Source organism: Pseudomonas sp. H9, from assembly GCF_004353925.1.
Classification (GTDB): domain Bacteria; phylum Pseudomonadota; class Gammaproteobacteria; order Pseudomonadales; family Pseudomonadaceae; genus Aquipseudomonas.
Genome location: NZ_SMOK01000007.1, coordinates 121,542 through 137,460, shown reverse-complemented (window position 1 = coordinate 137,460; position 15,919 = coordinate 121,542). Strand labels below are relative to the sequence as shown.

At 60.8% G+C, this 15,919-nt stretch carries 11 protein-coding genes and 1 pseudogene; 3 read left to right on the top strand and 9 right to left on the bottom strand.

Features of this window, described 5'->3' with window-relative positions; genetic code table 11:
- Positions 1 to 8: 8 nt before the first annotated feature.
- Both E1573_RS05410 and E1573_RS05405 read right to left on the bottom strand, forming a co-directional pair.
- Positions 9 to 560 carry a cytochrome b gene (locus E1573_RS05410; RefSeq protein WP_133211380.1) on the bottom strand — a complete coding sequence of 184 codons (552 nt, stop codon included), beginning with the start codon at positions 558 to 560 and terminating at the stop codon, positions 9 to 11.
- A 239-nt stretch (positions 561 to 799) separates the two neighbouring features.
- Positions 800 to 2,275 (bottom strand): annotated as a pseudogene (locus E1573_RS05405) (flavin monoamine oxidase family protein); the annotation flags it as partial.
- A gap of 191 nt (positions 2,276 to 2,466) precedes the next feature.
- On the opposite strand from E1573_RS05405, the gene E1573_RS05400 reads away from it, so the two are divergent.
- Both E1573_RS05400 and E1573_RS05395 read left to right on the top strand, forming a co-directional pair.
- Positions 2,467 to 3,873 (top strand): adenosylmethionine--8-amino-7-oxononanoate transaminase, encoded by a 1,407-nt coding sequence (locus E1573_RS05400; protein WP_133211378.1) that lies wholly within the window; start codon positions 2,467 to 2,469, stop codon positions 3,871 to 3,873.
- An 85-nt stretch (positions 3,874 to 3,958) separates the two neighbouring features.
- A complete protein-coding gene (locus E1573_RS05395) occupies positions 3,959 to 4,678 on the top strand; it encodes a 16S rRNA (uracil(1498)-N(3))-methyltransferase (protein WP_133211376.1) in 720 nt (239 codons plus the stop codon).
- On the opposite strand, the gene E1573_RS05390 is transcribed toward E1573_RS05395, so the two are convergent.
- From E1573_RS05390 to pilG, 7 genes are read right to left on the bottom strand one after another with little or no spacing between them, the layout of a single operon-like run.
- On the bottom strand, positions 4,675 to 5,292 hold the full coding sequence (locus E1573_RS05390) for a hemolysin III family protein (RefSeq protein WP_133211374.1): 618 nt from the start codon (positions 5,290 to 5,292) through the stop codon (positions 4,675 to 4,677). The genes E1573_RS05395 and E1573_RS05390 overlap by 4 nt on opposite strands.
- Positions 5,293 to 5,347: 55 nt before the next feature.
- Complete coding sequence (locus tag E1573_RS05385; protein WP_133211372.1) at positions 5,348 to 5,815, bottom strand: chemotaxis protein CheW; 468 nt, start codon at positions 5,813 to 5,815, stop codon at positions 5,348 to 5,350.
- Positions 5,808 to 11,132, bottom strand: coding sequence for an Hpt domain-containing protein (locus E1573_RS05380; protein WP_133211370.1), 5,325 nt, complete (start codon positions 11,130 to 11,132; stop codon positions 5,808 to 5,810). Before E1573_RS05380 ends, E1573_RS05385 begins: the two co-directional genes overlap by 8 nt.
- Before the next feature lie 34 nt (positions 11,133 to 11,166).
- Entirely contained in the window at positions 11,167 to 13,212 is a 2,046-nt protein-coding gene (locus tag E1573_RS05375; RefSeq protein ID WP_133211368.1) for a methyl-accepting chemotaxis protein, read from the bottom strand.
- 15 nt (positions 13,213 to 13,227) lie between these two features.
- Positions 13,228 to 13,782: a chemotaxis protein CheW gene (locus tag E1573_RS05370; RefSeq protein WP_133211366.1), complete on the bottom strand. Its 555-nt coding sequence runs from the start codon at positions 13,780 to 13,782 to the stop codon at positions 13,228 to 13,230.
- Positions 13,779 to 14,153, bottom strand: a complete 375-nt coding sequence (pilH, locus tag E1573_RS05365; RefSeq protein ID WP_133211364.1) for a twitching motility response regulator PilH — start codon at positions 14,151 to 14,153, stop codon at positions 13,779 to 13,781. Before pilH ends, E1573_RS05370 begins: the two co-directional genes overlap by 4 nt.
- A 45-nt stretch (positions 14,154 to 14,198) precedes the next feature.
- Entirely contained in the window at positions 14,199 to 14,609 is a 411-nt protein-coding gene (pilG, locus tag E1573_RS05360; protein WP_133211362.1) for a twitching motility response regulator PilG, read from the bottom strand.
- Positions 14,610 to 14,900: 291 nt separating this feature from the next.
- Here pilG and gshB point away from each other — a divergent pair, with 291 nt between their 5' ends.
- A complete protein-coding gene (gene gshB, locus E1573_RS05355) occupies positions 14,901 to 15,854 on the top strand; it encodes a glutathione synthase (RefSeq protein WP_133211360.1) in 954 nt (317 codons plus the stop codon).
- Positions 15,855 to 15,919 lie beyond the last annotated feature (65 nt).

Sequence of the window (15,919 nt, the reverse complement as noted above, 5' to 3'; positions counted from 1 at the left end):
GTTGAACATCAAGCTTTGCGGCCCAACATACGTTTGAGGGTCGCGTCACGGTCGATAAAGTGGTGCTTCAGGGCAGCCAGGCCATGCAAACCGGCAAAAATCACCAGGCCCCAGGCCAGATAGAAATGGATCTCTCCGGCAACATCCGCCTGATCGGGCAAGTTACTCACCAGCGCTGGCACTTCGAACAGTCCGAATACCGGAATACCTACGCCATCGGCGGTGGAAATCAGGTAACCGGCGATCATTACCGCAAACAGACCGAAGTAAAGCAGACTGTGGCCTGCCTTGGAGGCGGCGCGGGTCAGTTTGCCGTGATTAGGCAGTGCCGGTGGTGGCGGGCTAATAAAGCGCCAGGCCACTCGGGCCAGCATGACCGCCAACAGCACCAGACCGATACTCTTGTGCAGCTCGGGCGCCTCTTTACGCCAAGGGCTGTAGTAGTCGAGACCCATCATCCACAGGCCGAGCGCGAACAGTCCGAAAACAGCCAGTGCCACACCCCAGTGCATCACGATGCTGACCAAGCCGTAGCGAGAAGATGAATTGCGCAGTTGCATAGCCGTGTTTCCCTGTAAGAACTGTGCTCAAGACTAACGACTTATCTATCGAATTAAAGCGGAAAATTTCGCTTTGAACGATCGAGAAAGACGATTGTTAGTGTTTTACAACGCTATTAAGGAAACATTAACTGCAGGGGAAGGTATAGACAGATCGCGGGGCAAGCCCACCCCCACCGACCCGGTAGGAGCGGGCTCGCCCCGCGATAGAATCAACGCATTTACTGCGCCGTGGCAGGCTTATCGTTACTGCCGAACAGCCGCGAGAAGAAGCTTTCCTTGCTCTCGTCTTTCTTCACAGGTGCCGCCGTGGGTGCCGCTTTGACAACCTCAAACGACTTGCCCGCCGCCAGGTCCTGAACCTGACTTGCCGCACGCTGGCCACTGCGCAGAGCGCCTTCCAGGGTGCCTGGGTACAGGGCATCTGTGTGCTCACCGGCAAAGGCGATGCGCTGCACCGGACGTTCCCACAGGCGCCAGAACTTGCTGATCTGCCCCGGACCATAGGCCAGATAGGCGCCGCCCATGTTGGAGTCGGTGCTGTAACGGCGCACTTCGTAGCCGGTGAACGCGCCACGGGCCTGCGGGTAGAACGCATGCATGCGAATCAGCACCTGATCGACCATCTGCTTGTCGCCGAAAGCCTGCAGCAGGCGCGCATTGTCACCCGACAGGTTGATCACCACGTTGGCGCCGCCCTTAAGTGCAGGTTCAACCCAAAGCATGCCAAGGCCGGCGTTGCTGTAGATTTCACCCGACATACGCGCACGGCTCTCCCACACAGGGTGTTTGAACTTCAGCAACAGCTGGTCGCGCCAGCCGTAGTTGGTGCCCTTCAGGGCTGCCAGATGCTTGGTGTCCAGGCCCGGTGTCATCTGAATCTTGGCCAGGGCGCGCAGTGGCACAGCCAGCACCACATAGTCAGCCTGATAACCGACGCTGCCGACTTTGACGGTAACGCCGTCCTTGTCCTGAACAATGGCGTTGACCGGCGAGCTGGTCTTGATGGTCTTCAGCTGTTTAACAAAGGCCTGAGCCAGCACCGGGCTACCGCCCGGCAGACGTGCAGCACGCAGGTCTCGGTCGCTGACGCCACGGTAGACGCGGGTCTGCTGGGCGAAATAGAGAAGCGACAGGCGCGATGGCTCGTCGTAGCGCGTGCGGATCTGCTGATTGATCAACTGACGCGCCGTGGTCGGCAGCTGCAGTTTGTCCAGCCAGGTGGAAACGTTCAGTTGATCCAGCGCGAACAGGGTGCTGTTGGCAGCCGGATTTTGCGGGTCGTCAATCGAGCGCGCCAGGTCGTCGAGGGTCTTTTCGTAGCGTTTCAGCGCCTCGGCGGTGGTCGGCTGCTTGGTCGCCAGGTCCGTTGAGCTGAAATACTCACCATCGATCAAGTACCCCGGCGTACGCACGAACTCCGGCGCTGGCAGGGTACTGATCTTGAAGGTGTCGAGGTACTGATTGAGGATCGGCTGAGCCTTGCTGTTGCCGATCCATTCACTGGTGGCCAGGCCTGAACGCCCGCCCATCCCCGACTTGGCTTCAAGCAGGGTCACCTGCCAGCCTTTGCCTTGCAATTCATAAGCAGCCGTCAGGCCAGCCAGACCGCCGCCGACGACGATGGCCGTCGGGGTTTTGTCCTTGGCCAGCGCAGCGCCGCTGAACAGTCCTATCATTACCAGCGCACAGGCGCGTAGCCACCCAGCAGACATGTTGGCGAACTCCGGTTCTAAGCAGAAAGATAGGGGGGATTCCCCCTGAAAAGAGTAGCCGAAGAATACGCGAGGCAAAGTCCTCCGACCAGCGACACCCACGTCTGATTGCATGCCACGGGTTGTTCTCGGCCGACGCATTGCATAGGCTTGCGCCGCATGTCTGCGCTGATGTCGCCAGGAGAAGTGAAATGGGCCTTAACCAACAGTGGATGCAACGTGACCTGAAGGTCCTGTGGCACCCCTGCACCCAGATGAAAGACCACGAGCAACTGCCGCTGATTCCGATCAAACGTGGCGAAGGCGTGTGGCTGGAAGATTTCGAAGGCAAGCGTTACCTCGACGCTGTCAGCTCCTGGTGGGTGAACGTCTTCGGCCATGCCAACCCACGTATCAATCAGCGCATCAAAAACCAGGTCGACCAGTTGGAGCATGTGATCCTCGCCGGCTTCAGCCACCAACCGGTGATCGAGTTGTCCGAGCGCCTGGTGCAGATTACACCCGAAGGGCTGACCCGCTGCTTCTACGCCGATAACGGTTCGTCCTGCATCGAAGTCGCGCTGAAAATGAGCTTTCATTACTGGCTCAACAAAGGCCAGCCAGCGAAAAAACGTTTCGTCACCCTGAGCAACAGCTACCACGGTGAAACCATTGCTGCGATGTCGGTGGGTGATGTGCCGTTGTTCACCGAAACCTACAAGGCGCTGCTGCTAGACACCATCAAGGTACCGAGCCCGGACTGCTATCTGCGTCCGGAGGGCGTGAGCTGGGAAGAGCATTCGCGCACGATGTTCGCGGCCATGGAACAGACCCTCGCCGAGCACCATGAAACCCTTGCGGCAGTGATCGTTGAACCGCTGATCCAGGGCGCCGGCGGCATGCGCATGTACCACCCGGTGTACCTCAAGCTACTGCGCGAAGCCTGTGACCGTTACGGCGTGCACCTGATCCACGATGAAATCGCGGTCGGCTTTGGCCGCACCGGTACGATGTTCGCCTGTGAACAGGCCGGTATCCGCCCTGATTTCCTCTGCCTGTCCAAGGCTCTGACCGGCGGCTACCTGCCACTGGCGGCGTGCATGACCACCGACGAGGTGTACAACGCCTTCTACGACGACTACTCGACTCTGCGCGCCTTCCTGCATTCACACAGCTACACCGGCAACCCACTGGCCTGTGCAGCGGCACTGGCGACCCTGGACATCTTCGAGCAAGACAACGTCATCGCCAACAACCAAGCCCTGGCCCAACGTATGGCCAGTGCCACGGCGCACCTGGCCGACCACCCGCACGTTGCGGAAGTGCGCCAGACCGGCATGGCCCTGGCCATCGAGATGGTGCAGGACAAAGCCAGCAAGGCCGCCTACCCCTGGCAGGAACGGCGTGGCCTGAAAGTCTTCGAACACGCCCTGACCCGTGGGGCGTTGCTGCGTCCGTTGGGAAGCGTGGTGTACTTCCTGCCACCGTATGTGATTACCCCGGAGCAGATCGACTTCCTCGCCGAGGTCGCCAGTGAAGGTATCGATATTGCGACTCGCGACAGCATCAGCGTGGCGGTACCGGGTAATTTCCATCCTGATTTTCGCGATCCGGGTTAGTAACAGCATCGCGGGGCAAGCCCGCTCCTACAGTGGGAGCGGGCTTGCCCCGCGATGACAGCCAACACATTTACCGAGTTTTGAAATGAGACTGTCCCGTTTTTTCATTGACGCCCCACTGAGCCTCGGCGAGCACGACCTGCCCGAAGCCCAGGCCCACTACATCGGCCGAGTGCTGCGCATGGCCGTTGGCGATGCAGTACAACTGTTCGACGGCAGCGGCCAGGAGTTCCTCGGCCAGTTGCTTGAGGTCGGCAAGAAGACCGTACGGGTTCAGTTGACCGAAGCCTTCGCCGGGCAAGCCGAGTCCAGCCTCAATATTCACCTGGGCCAGGGTTTGTCACGCGGTGAACGCATGGACTGGGCGATCCAGAAAGCCACCGAACTGGGCGCTACCATCATCACCCCAATCGTCAGCGAGCGTTGTGAAGTGCGCCTCAAAGACGAACGTGCCGACAAGCGCCTGGCACACTGGCGCCAGGTAGCAATCAGTGCCTGCGAGCAATGCGGCCGCTCCAGCGTGCCGCAAATCAACCCGCCGATGCTGCTGGATGACTGGCTCAAGGCTTGTGACGAACAACTCAAGCTGGTCTTGCATCCGGTGGCCGAGCCTCTGACCAGCCATCAGACACCACAAAGCCTGGCGTTCCTGATCGGCCCGGAAGGTGGTTTGAGCGACGCCGAAGTCGAGCACGCCAAAGCCGCAGGCTTCCACGCTGCCCGCCTCGGCCCACGGGTGCTGCGCACCGAAACCGCGCCGGTAGTGGCACTGGCCGTTGCTCAGCAGCTTTGGGGTGACTTCTAAAGCACGTAGAAAAATACGGCAATGAAGTGCAGCAGGCTGCCGGCAATCACGAACAAGTGCCAGATGCCATGCCAGTGGCGAAAGCGGCTGTCGTAGGCGAAGAAGATGATGCCGATGGTGTAGAACGCGCCACCGGCAGCCAGCCATGAAAAGCCCGCAGCGCCCAGGCTGGCCAGCAACGGCTTGACCGCGACCAGCACGATCCAGCCCATTACCGCGTAGATGATGATCGACAGCACTCGGGCTTCGCTGCGCGGTTTGATCTCTTGCAGCATGCCGATCACCGCCAGCCCCCACACTATCCCGAATAGGCTCCAGCCCCAGGGCCCACGCAGGCTGACCAGGCAGAACGGCGTGTAACTACCGGCAATCAGTAAATAGATCGACAAGTGATCCAGCTTGCGCATCACCACTTTGGCCTTGCCGCGCACGCTGTGATAGAGGGTCGAGATGCTGTAGAGCAACAGCAGGGTAAAGCCGTAAATCGCCAGGCTGACGATTTTCCAGGGGTCGCCTTGCAGGCTGGCGACCACCAACAGCCAAATGGCACCGATACAGGCGAGTACGGCGCCGACCAAGTGGGTCCAGGCGTTGAAACGTTCACCGTGATACATACAGCAGGGTCCTCCGAACGACGGACAGGCTTCCCATCCTACACAGGCAAATGTTTCAAACCAGCCCGGTCTCCTCAAGCAACTGCTCCAAAGCGGCAAGGTCGGGTACTCGGGCCACCTGCTCGCCCACCTGAACTGCAGCCAGCTCCAACGCCGCCAGCGGCACATCAACATAATTGAGTTGGCTATCGAGTTTGCAAGACCGCGGGATCCCCTGAACCAGCATGGCGATGAAGCGCAAACGGCTACCGCCCAAGGCATTGAGCACTACAATCCGCGCCCGGTCCCCCACCCGTACCTGGCCACCGCACGCGGCCTCGAAACTGAGCAGCGGTAGACGCTGGTTGCGCCAGTCGATCCAGCCCAACATCCACTGGGGCTGCTCAGGGGCCGGGGAGCCGCGCTGATAGCCGATCAACTCGGCGACCGCGACGTTGGGCAGTACCAAGCAACGATCATCCAGGGCCAGCAACAGCCCGGTGAGGCTGCTGCGTCGACCGTTGCGAGCAGGCTGTTCAAGCATTTCGGGCACTCCAAAGCGCAATACTCTGCAGCAGTACCGACTCTTGATAGGGTTTGCCCAGATAGTCGTTGACGCCAATGGACATGGCTCTGTCGCGATGTTTCTGCCCGGTTCGTGAGGTAATCATGATGATCGGCAAGTCCTTGAGGTTCGGGTCGTGACGTACCTGGGTGGCAACCTCGAAGCCGTCCATACGCGGCATTTCGATATCCAGCAGCAACACGTCCGGTTTGTGCTCCTGCAACAGCGCCATGGCATCGACACCATCCTTGGCGGTCAGTACGTTCATGCCATGGCGCTCCAGCAGACGGCCAGTCACTTTGCGGACAGTCACTGAGTCATCAACCACCATCACCAACAGCGGCCGTTTCGGCGCACGCTCGATCTGCTGTTGCCGCACATGGCTGGCACTGCCCGCTTGCTGCTGCATTTGCCGCTGTTGCAAGCCGCGCAGTTGCCCGGGCAAGTCAAGAATCAGTACAACCCGGCCATCTCCCAGCAAGGTCGCCCCGGACAAACCCTGAACGCTGGCAAACTGCGGCCCGAGGCTTTTCACCACGATCTCGCGGCTCGCCGCCAGGCTGTCGACCTGGATCGCGAATTGGTGCTCGTGAGAGTGCACCAGCAACACCGGCAACGGCAGGCTCTGGCCGAGCAGGCGCGGTTGTGTCGCCCCCTGCAGCAACTCGCCCAGGTAGCGCAGCTCATAGCGATGCCCGGCATACTCGTAATGCGGTGGCTCTAGTTGATAGCAGGCTTCCAACTCGGCAGGCGGCACCCGTACGATGCCCTCGATGGTATTGAGCGGCACGGCATACTGCTCTTCGCCGTACTGCACCATCAGGGCACGGTTGACCGATACGGTGAACGGCAGCCGGATCAAAAAGCGCGCACCTTTGCCAGCGCTGGACTCAATCACCATCGAGCCGCCCAACTGTTTGACCTCTTCATGGACCACGTCCATGCCCAGGCCGCGCCCGGAAATCTGGGTAATTTTCTCTGCCGTGGAGAAGCCCGGCTGAAGGATGAACTGCATCACCTCGTGGTCGCTGAGCACTGCTGTCGGGTCGAGCAGCCCGCGCTTGATCGCCTTGCGCCGTACTGCGTCCAGCGGCACACCCGCACCGTCGTCAGTCATCTCAATGACGATGTCGGCGCCTTCGTGCAACAGGGTCAGAGAAATCAGGCCCTGCTCAGGCTTGCCCGCAGCCAGGCGTACTTCACGCGCCTCCAGGCCATGGTCAACGGCGTTGCGTAGCATGTGCTCCAGCGGCGCCACCATGCGTTCAAGCACACTGCGGTCCATCTCGCCTTCGGCATTGCCGACGACCAGCTCAACCTGCTTGCCCAACTCGCTGGCCACCTGCCGCACCACCCGTTGCAACCGCGGTACCAGGCGCTCGAAAGGCACCATGCGTGTGCGCATCAGGCCTTCCTGCAGCTCGCTGTTTACCCGGCCCTGCTGCTGCAGCAGGCTTTGCGCATCCTGGGCACGTACGCTCAGGGTTTCCTTCAAATCAAGCAGGTCGGATGCCGATTCGAACAACGCCCTGGAAAGCTGTTGCAGCTGCGAATGGCGGTCCATTTCCAGCGGGTCGAAATCGTCGTAGACCTGACCATCGCCATCACCCAGTTGGCGGCTGAGGATCCGCCCCTGTGTTTCGGTATCCAGCCGGCGCAACTGATCGCGCATACGCTCCAGCGTGGTCTCCATCTCGTTCAACGCCACCTGGGCGTCATTGACCTGCTGCTCGATACGCCCGCGGATGATCGAATGCTCGCTGGCCAGGTTGCCCAGGTCATCGAGCAGTTCCGAAGTCACCTTGACCATGTCCACCGGCCCGCGCTCAGGCACTGCCACGGGTGCTTCCAATGGCGCCGCATCGGCCTGGGACTGGTGCGCAGCAGTGTCGGCCAGCGCCGCACTGCTGAAGTTGCGAATGTAGTCGATCAGCGCCGTCGCCGCGTGCAGCGGTTGTTGCAGGCGCACGGCGTCAAGCATGTGCGCCAGGCGGTCATGGCAGTTCTGCAGCAAACTGAACAGCGCGGCGCTGGGCTGAAGTTGCCCGGCCGCCAGCAGCTCGTAAAGGAATTCCAGCTCATGGGCCAGATCGCCAATCGGCGTGATCTCGACCATGCGCGCGCCACCCTTGAGGGTGTGCAGGTCGCGCAGCAGGTTTTCGACTTCGACGCTATTACGCGGCTCCGCTTGCCAACGCAGTAAGGCAGCCCCGGAGCTTTCGACAATATCGAAGCTTTCTTCGAGGAAGATCTCCAGCAACTCTTTGTCCCCGGCTTCTTGCACCGGGTCAGCCACTTTGTCGGCAGCCACCGCAGGTGGCGCACTATGACGGTACTCCCGCAGCGCCGCCAGCAACTCCACGACCGTGCCCGGTGCATCACCAGCCTGCAATTGCACCAGCATCTGCGCCAATTGCGCGTGACTGCGTTTGAGCAAGGTAAACAGCTCAGGCGTCGGGGCGTAGCGACGGTCAACCAGGCCTTCGTAGACCAGCTCAAGCTCTTGGGCGAGCACTTCGACCATGCCAACAGCAGCCATCTGCGCACCGCCCTTGAGCGTCTGCAGGTCGCGTTGCAGCGACGACAAGGCCGAGGCATTGTCTGGGTCGTTCAGCCAGCGCTCCAACGCCTGATTGGCGCTTTGCAGCAGATCGTTGGCTTCTTCAAGAAACAGCTCAACCACTGCAGGGTCTGCCGCAAGGGCTGCAGTTGCAGCACTCAGGTCAGCGATCTGCGCCTGGCCATCCTGATGGCGAATCAGCCCTGTTGCATCGGGTGCCAACGCCTCGTCCAGCAATTCGCGCAAGGCTTCCAGGCGCTCTGGCCGAGGGTCCACCTCTTGCCCGGCGGCAAGTTGGTCGAGCATATCGATCAACGCTTCATGGGCATGCTGGGCCTCAGCAAAGAAGCGTGCACTGACCGTCAGGCTGCTTTCTTCAACGGCACCGTATAAATCCAGCAACGCCTCACAAAGTTCATCCACCTGCCACAGGTCTGCCAGGTGGGCACTCTGGCCCAACGTAGTCAGTTCATCGAGCAGCGCGCTGAGTTCCTGACGTTCGCCGGGGTGCTCTTGCCAGCGCAACAGCAATGTTTCGGCATCCAGCAAAATGTCCATGCCTTGCGCGAGGAAACTGGCGATCAACTGCGGGTCACGCTTGATACGCCCGCCTTGGCGGGGCAGTTGAAGCAAGGCATGCAGGCGCGCCTGAACTACTTGCTGGATTTCGTCGATCAGCGTCGAGGCGCCTTTGATCGCAGCCAAGGGCGTACTGGATAATTGCTCCAGCCCACGATGCAGTAAGGGCTGGGCGCATTCCAACAGATAGATTTCTTCCAGGTCGAAGGCCAACTGGTGCGCCTTGAACTCCCGCGCCAACAGGTCGAGGGCAGCAGCCAGCTCGGCAATCGGGGTAACCCCGGCCATGGCCGCACTCCCCTTGAGCGTGTGAAACGCACGCTGCAAACTGTCGCTGACTGGCAGCGGCAATTGCTGGTCTGCGGTTTGCAAAAAGCGTTCAAGGGTGTCCAGATGACCGACCGCTTCATTGCGGAAAATTTCCAGCAATTGCGGGTCGATGGCTTCGCTGGTATCGGCCTCATGGGGCGCGTCATTCATCGCCAGCGCATGCAGGCGCAACGACAGTTGTTCGACATCCTTGGACGCCTGCGCTTGCCCATTGGCAAAGGCCACCAACAGTCCGGGAATCAAGTCCAGCGCCTGCTGCAGGCTCGCCAATGGCGCAGCCGCCAGTTCTACACGGCCTTCGAGTACCCGGTTAAGCAGGTGTTCTGCGGCCCAGGCCAGCTCTGCCAAGCCTTGCGCCCACACCATCCTGCCACTGCCCTTAAGGGTGTGCAGGCCCCGCCGCACATCGACCAGTGCCTCACGGTCGGTCGTATCGGCCTGCCAACGCGCCCATTGCTCATTCAACTGCGGCAGCAGCTCATCGGCCTCCTCGAGAAAGACCTCACGCAGCTCGTCATCAACCACAGGAACTTCAGTCTCCGCCTCCTTGGTGTCAGCCTTTTCAGGTTCCGGCTCAGGTTCAGGCTCCGGCGCATAGCCCAGCGCCTCCAGGCTGGCCTGAGCGGCATCGAGAAATGGCGAGGGGTTGGCCTGGGCGTCGGCGGCCAGCCATTGCAGGTAGCATTCACAGGCACTCAAGGCATCGGCCATGTGTGCGAGGGTCGTGTCATCCGGTGGTGCAGCGCCTAACATGCGCTGCTGCACAAATTCAGCACAACGGCCCATCAAGGCCGCCGCACGGGGCAGCATCAGCATGGCCAGCGCGCCACGGATCTGATGCAGCAAGTTCGGTAACACCAGCAAACGCTGAGGTTGCCAGCCGGCCTCAAGGCAGTCACCAATCTGGTCTTTAACCTGTTGCAACACTGCATGCGCTTCTTCGAGTACCAACTGCCGGATTTCCGCCAGGTCAGTACCGGGCAGCGAGCTCTGGTTCGGGTGCTGCTCCAACGGGCCGACCATACCTGCCAGTGTCGCCTCGACATACAGCAGCGCCCCGGCAACATCCATCAGTACCGCATCGTCGGCCACGCGCTGGCCCTGGGCCAGGCTCTGCAGCACCAGCACCTGATCGATGATCACCCGCCGCGGCTGGCTGAAGCCGAGCACCGCCAAGGTATCGGCAATCTGCCGCAGTGGCGACAACAGCGGCTGCAGGTCGTCCAGGCGCTGACGGTCGCTGCGCACAAACAGGTCCAGCCGCTCCTTGACCCGCATCAGGTCTTCGCACAGCGCCGCCACAACCGAGCGTAAGGCATCCCGGTCGGAGCCCGCTTGCAGCCGTTCACGCAACGAACTCAGCGACAGGTCAAGGTTGGCCATCTCTTCAGCCGCCACGGGCGCTGCATCCGACAGACTACCCGGCGCCAACGGCTCGGCACCGCGTTCGGCACGCAGTTGATTGAGCACCGGCAAGACCACCAGTGGCAGGTCACTGCGGGCGCTGCGCAAACGTTCCAAGTACAGCGGTAACTGTTCGAGGCCACGAAACAGCGCGCCCAAGGCTTCTCCGCGCTGGGCGACGCGCTTCTCTTTGAGTGCCACGCCCAACTGCTCCAGCTCGTCGGCCAAAAATGCGGCGCCACTGAGTTCAAGCATGACCAGACACCCGTGCACCTGGTGCAGGTTGTCGATAAATCCGCCCAACTCGTCTTCATCACCTGGTTCGGCACAATAATGCTCAAGCGCCAGCCGCGCTTGTGCCAGGCAGTCTTCGATGGTGCCTTTGACCCAGGCCAGGGCTACTGTGTCGCGCCGCTCAGCCATATGTGCTCCCGTTGCCATGCTCACCTGTGCGCGCTCAACGTGGGGGCGACGGTGGCAGGGTGAAGCCGGACACCGAACGGCGCATTTCACTGGCCATGCGCGCCAGATTGCCAATACTTTCAGCGGTCGCGTTCGAACCGGCCGAGGTCTGAGAAGTAATCTGCTGGATTATCGCCATGGTATGCGAGATCTGCCCGGCCGAAGAGGTCTGGAGCTGGGCGGCATCGGAGATGCTGTGGATAAGTTCGGCGAGGGTCTGCGATACCCCTTCGATTTCCTCCAGCGCAACACCAGCATCCTGCGCCAGCCGCGCGCCGCGCACCACTTCAGCAGTGGTTTGCTCCATGGAGATCACAGCCTCGTTGGTGTCAGTCTGAATGGTACGGACCAACGCCTCGATCTGCCGGGTGGCTGAAGACGAGCGTTCGGCCAGGCGCTGTACTTCGTCAGCAACCACGGCGAAACCGCGTCCGGCCTCACCGGCCAACGACGCCTGAATCGCGGCGTTGAGGGCGAGAATGTTGGTCTGATCGGCAATGTCATCGATCAAGTTGACAATATCGCCAATTTCCTGGGAAGACTCACCCAGGCGCTTGATGCGCTTGGCGGTATCCTGGATCTGCTCGCGAATGTTGTCCATGCCGTGAATGGTGTTATGCACCACTTCGTTGCCCTTGTTGGCAATGGCCACCGAACGCTCGGCAACCTTTGCCGACTCATAGGCGTGGGTGGAAACCCGATCAATGGATTCGGCCATGTCCCCGACCGCCACCGAGGCTTCAGTGATTTGCTCAGCCTGATGCTCCGAAGCCTTGGCTAGTTGGTGAGCGGTGTTCTGCGTGTCTTGAACGGCGCTGGCCACTTCTTCGGCGCTGAGGTTGATGGTGGCCACCAGTTCACGCAGTTGGTCGATGGAGTAATTGATCGAGTCAGCAATCGCTCCGGTGAAGTCTTCGGTGACCGAGACCATGACGGTCAGGTCGCCGTCGGCCAGGTCTTCAATCTCATCCAGCAAACGCATGATCGCTTGCTGGTTGCGCTCGTTCATCTGTGCGGTTTCCCGCAACTGTCGATGGGTCTCACGCACCATCACCAGGCCAATCAGGATGATCGAGGCCAGTGCCAGCAGGCCCAGAACATAGCCACCGACAGTATCGAGGGTACGTCCGCCCGCAAGGTTTTCGAAGCCGTTGGCAAGGCGCGAGGCCTCATCAAGCAAGGTCTGCGACTGGTTGAAGATATTCCCGGCGGCCTCCCGCACCCGGAACAGTTCCGGTGATGTTTCGAGAATTTCATCCACAGAACCGGCCACGAACTGGAACAGCTCGGCAATCTCGGCCAGGCGCGCGCGGGCATCCGGGTCCTGAACGCGGGTGACCTGAATGCTCGGGTTGCCGCTGAGCATGCCTTCGAGCACCTGACCGAAGCGGCTGGCATCGCGACCAAAGGCGTCTGCCGCTTGTACTGAAGTTTCATCACCGGCCAGCACCGTGTTCACCGAACCGAGGATGCGCTCGGCAAGCAGCGACTGACGCTGAGCCACCACCACCTGGTTGGTCGGTGCCCCGCTCTGCAGCAGGATCTCGACGACCTTTTCGTATTCCACCTGCAGTTGCGGCACCGTCTCGGCCAGGGTCGCCGCGACTTGATGCAGCGACAGTACGGTCTGCTCGCTGGCCAGAATGGTGTCTGTGTTCTTGCGCAGACCTTCCCAGTCGCGCAGTACGGCATCCATCTCATTGCGCACCGCCGGGGGTGCGGCAGGCAAGCCCGTGGCGGCATCACCTTTTTTCAGGTAGCCCCAGCGTTGCTCAAAATCATTACGCGCCTCGCTGAGCAGGCGAAACGCTCGCGCCTTGCCCGCTGCGGCTTCGGTGGCGTTCTTGGCAATGCGCTGGGACAGCACCCGCAGTTCACCGGCGTGGCCGATGTACTGCTTGTCGTAGGTGGCCTGGGTGTTGAGGTAAGCGAAATTGGCAAACAGCAGAATGATCGACAGGATCAGCACGACGAACAACGCCGCGATACGTGCGCTGCTGCGCGAGCCTGGGGTCGAAGTAGCCGTAGTGGTCTTGGTCACGAATCTGGCATTCCTTTACAGCGCCACGTCGAGAAAGCCCGGCGCCTGGGCCAAGGCTAACGGACTGAAAATGGCCCAGCAGCGTTGTTGCTGGAAATGACCCTGAACATAGGGTTCCGCCCCGTTCAACAGCGGTGTGGGCGGCGATAGCTCAAGGCTGTGCAGGGGGAAGTGTTGCAACCCCAACACTTCATCGACCAGCAACCCGGCAAACAGCTCTTCCTGGTCGAGCACCAGCACCCGGCGCTGCTTGCGGGGTGCCGACAGACCCAAGCCGAAAAAACCGCACAAGTCCATGACCGGTAGCAGTCGTCCACGCAGGTTGGCCACACCGCTGACCCAGGGTTTGACCCCGGGAATCCGACTCAGGCGTGGCTCGTGCAGCACCTCGGCAACTTCGCCCATCGGCGCGACAAACCACTGCTCACCGATACGAAAGCCGATGCCGCTCCAGCTCTGCAGGCGGGTTTCCTGTAACGGCAGGTCTGCCGCCAGCAGCCGGCAACGCCGGTCGATGTCCAGCAGCAGCTCGAACGCCGTCAGCGACTCGCCCATCGGCCTGGTGGTCAAGCTTTTTGAGAGCCAAGGACGCGATTGAGCACCTTGATCAAGGTCTCTTCATCCACTGGCTTGGTCAGGTAATCGCTAGCGCCCTGGCGCTTGCCCCAGACCTTGTCGGTTTCCTGATCTTTGGTGGTCACGATGATCACCGGGATATTGGCAGTTTCCGGATCCTTGCTGAGCTGTCGGGTAGCCTGGAAGCCGTTGACACCGGGCATGACGATGTCCATCAACACAGCATCGGGCTTTTCATGACGCGCCAACGCCACACCATCAGCGCCGTTTTCGGCCTTGAGCACCTGATGCCCGTGTTTCTCGAGCATTCCGGTCAGTTTGTACATTTCAGTCGGCGAATCGTCGACGATCAGAACTCGGGCCATGCTGTTCCCCATCAAAAGACTGGACGTCGCTGCCGCGGCGCGGCGTCAAGGTGCGTGTTGTTCTTCTGCGGCGAACCCGGGCACATGCGCCCTGATTGCATCCAGCAGTTCTTCCTTGCTGAAAGGCTTGGTTAAAAATTGATCAGAGCCAACCACGCGACCTCTGGCCTTGTCGAACAGACCATCGCGGGACGACAGGAGAATCACTGGAGTGTCCTTGAAGACGCTGTTGTGCTTGATCAGGGCGCACGTCTGGTAACCGTCCAGGCGTGGCATCAGGACGTCGACGAAAATGATCTGCGGATGCTGGTCGACGATCTTGGCCAGGGCATCAAAGCCGTCGGTGGCCGTAATGACTTCGCAGCCGGCTTCACTGAGCAACATTTGTGCGGTGCGACGGATCGTTTTCGAATCATCGATGACCATCACCTTCAGTGCCGCGCCGGGCTGTTCCATAATTGCTCTACCATCGCAAGCTATAAGGTTCAAGCTACAAGCTGCAAGAAGAAGCGGATTGGTGCACGGCGTGCTTTTTCTTGCCGCTCAAGGCTCGTGGCTTGCAGCTGAAGCCCCCGTGCCAGGCCTTTTTAGCACACTCTGGGGGTGCATTCCATCGGCCTGCACCGCAGCCCGGTGAGTCAGCGCCCAGGATGCGTTTTTCCCTTGACCGCCAGCGTTGCGAGCGCCACCCTGACGCCACTTTTCATTTGAGCCAACGCGGCACATTGCCGCCAGAGGATATAGCCCATGAGCGTTCGCCTCGGGATTGTCATGGACCCCATTGCGCGCATCTCCTACAAAAAGGATAGCTCGCTGGCCATGCTGCTCGCCGCCCAGGAGCGCGGCTGGTCGTTGTTCTACATGGAACAGCAGGACCTCTACCAAGGCAAAGGCCAGGCCCGCGCGCGGATGCGTCCGCTGAAAGTGTTTGCCGACCCGGAGCATTGGTTCGAGCTGGAAGCCGAGCAAGACTGCGCCCTGAGCGATCTGGACGTGATCCTGATGCGCAAGGATCCGCCGTTCGACATGGAATTTGTCTACAGCACTTACCTGCTGGAACAGGCTGAAGCGGCAGGCGTGCTGGTGGTCAACCGCCCACAGAGCCTGCGTGACTGCAACGAGAAGCTGTTCGCTACCCTGTTCCCACAGTGCACGCCGCCGACCCTGGTCAGCCGTCGCCCGGACATCATCCGCGAATTTGCCGCCGAACACGGCGATGTCATCCTCAAGCCGTTGGACGGCATGGGCGGCACCTCGATTTTCCGTCATCGCGTCGGCGACCCGAACCTCTCGGTGATTCTGGAAACCCTGACCGCATTGGGCGCCCAGCAGATCATGGCGCAAGCCTACCTGCCGGCGATCAAAGACGGCGACAAGCGCATCCTGATGATCGACGGTGAGCCCGTGCCTTACTGCCTGGCGCGCATTCCGGCCAGCGGCGAGACCCGTGGCAACCTGGCTGCCGGTGGCCGCGGCGAAGCGCGCCCGCTGACCGACCGCGACCGCTGGATCGCCGAACAAGTCGGCCCGACCCTACGTGAAAAAGGCCTGCTGTTCGTCGGCCTCGACGTCATCGGTGAGCACCTCACCGAAATCAACGTCACCAGCCCGACCTGCATCCGTGAAATCGACAACGCCTTTGGCACCCGCATTGGCGTGCAGTTGATGGATGCCATTGATCGCAAGCTCAAGGCACGCTGACAGCCGACGCGGAGCAACTGAGCAGAGTGGGGTATCATGCCGGTCGATTTTTTGACCTGCGCACC

Bases quoted from the DNA above. Each gene is read 5' to 3' on its own strand.
- gshB (WP_133211360.1), top strand. From the start codon at position 14,901: ATGAGCGTTCGCCTCGGGATTGTCATGGACCCCATTGCGCGCATCTCC.
- E1573_RS05395 (WP_133211376.1), top strand. From the start codon at position 3,959: ATGAGACTGTCCCGTTTTTTCATTGACGCCCCACTGAGCCTCGGCGAG.
- pilH (WP_133211364.1), bottom strand. From the start codon at position 14,153: ATGGCCCGAGTTCTGATCGTCGACGATTCGCCGACTGAAATGTACAAA.
- E1573_RS05380 (WP_133211370.1), bottom strand. From the start codon at position 11,132: ATGGCTGAGCGGCGCGACACAGTAGCCCTGGCCTGGGTCAAAGGCACC.
- E1573_RS05385 (WP_133211372.1), bottom strand. From the start codon at position 5,815: ATGCTTGAACAGCCTGCTCGCAACGGTCGACGCAGCAGCCTCACCGGG.
- E1573_RS05400 (WP_133211378.1), top strand. From the start codon at position 2,467: ATGGGCCTTAACCAACAGTGGATGCAACGTGACCTGAAGGTCCTGTGG.
- E1573_RS05390 (WP_133211374.1), bottom strand. From the start codon at position 5,292: ATGTATCACGGTGAACGTTTCAACGCCTGGACCCACTTGGTCGGCGCC.
- pilG (WP_133211362.1), bottom strand. From the start codon at position 14,609: ATGGAACAGCCCGGCGCGGCACTGAAGGTGATGGTCATCGATGATTCG.
- E1573_RS05410 (WP_133211380.1), bottom strand. From the start codon at position 560: ATGCAACTGCGCAATTCATCTTCTCGCTACGGCTTGGTCAGCATCGTG.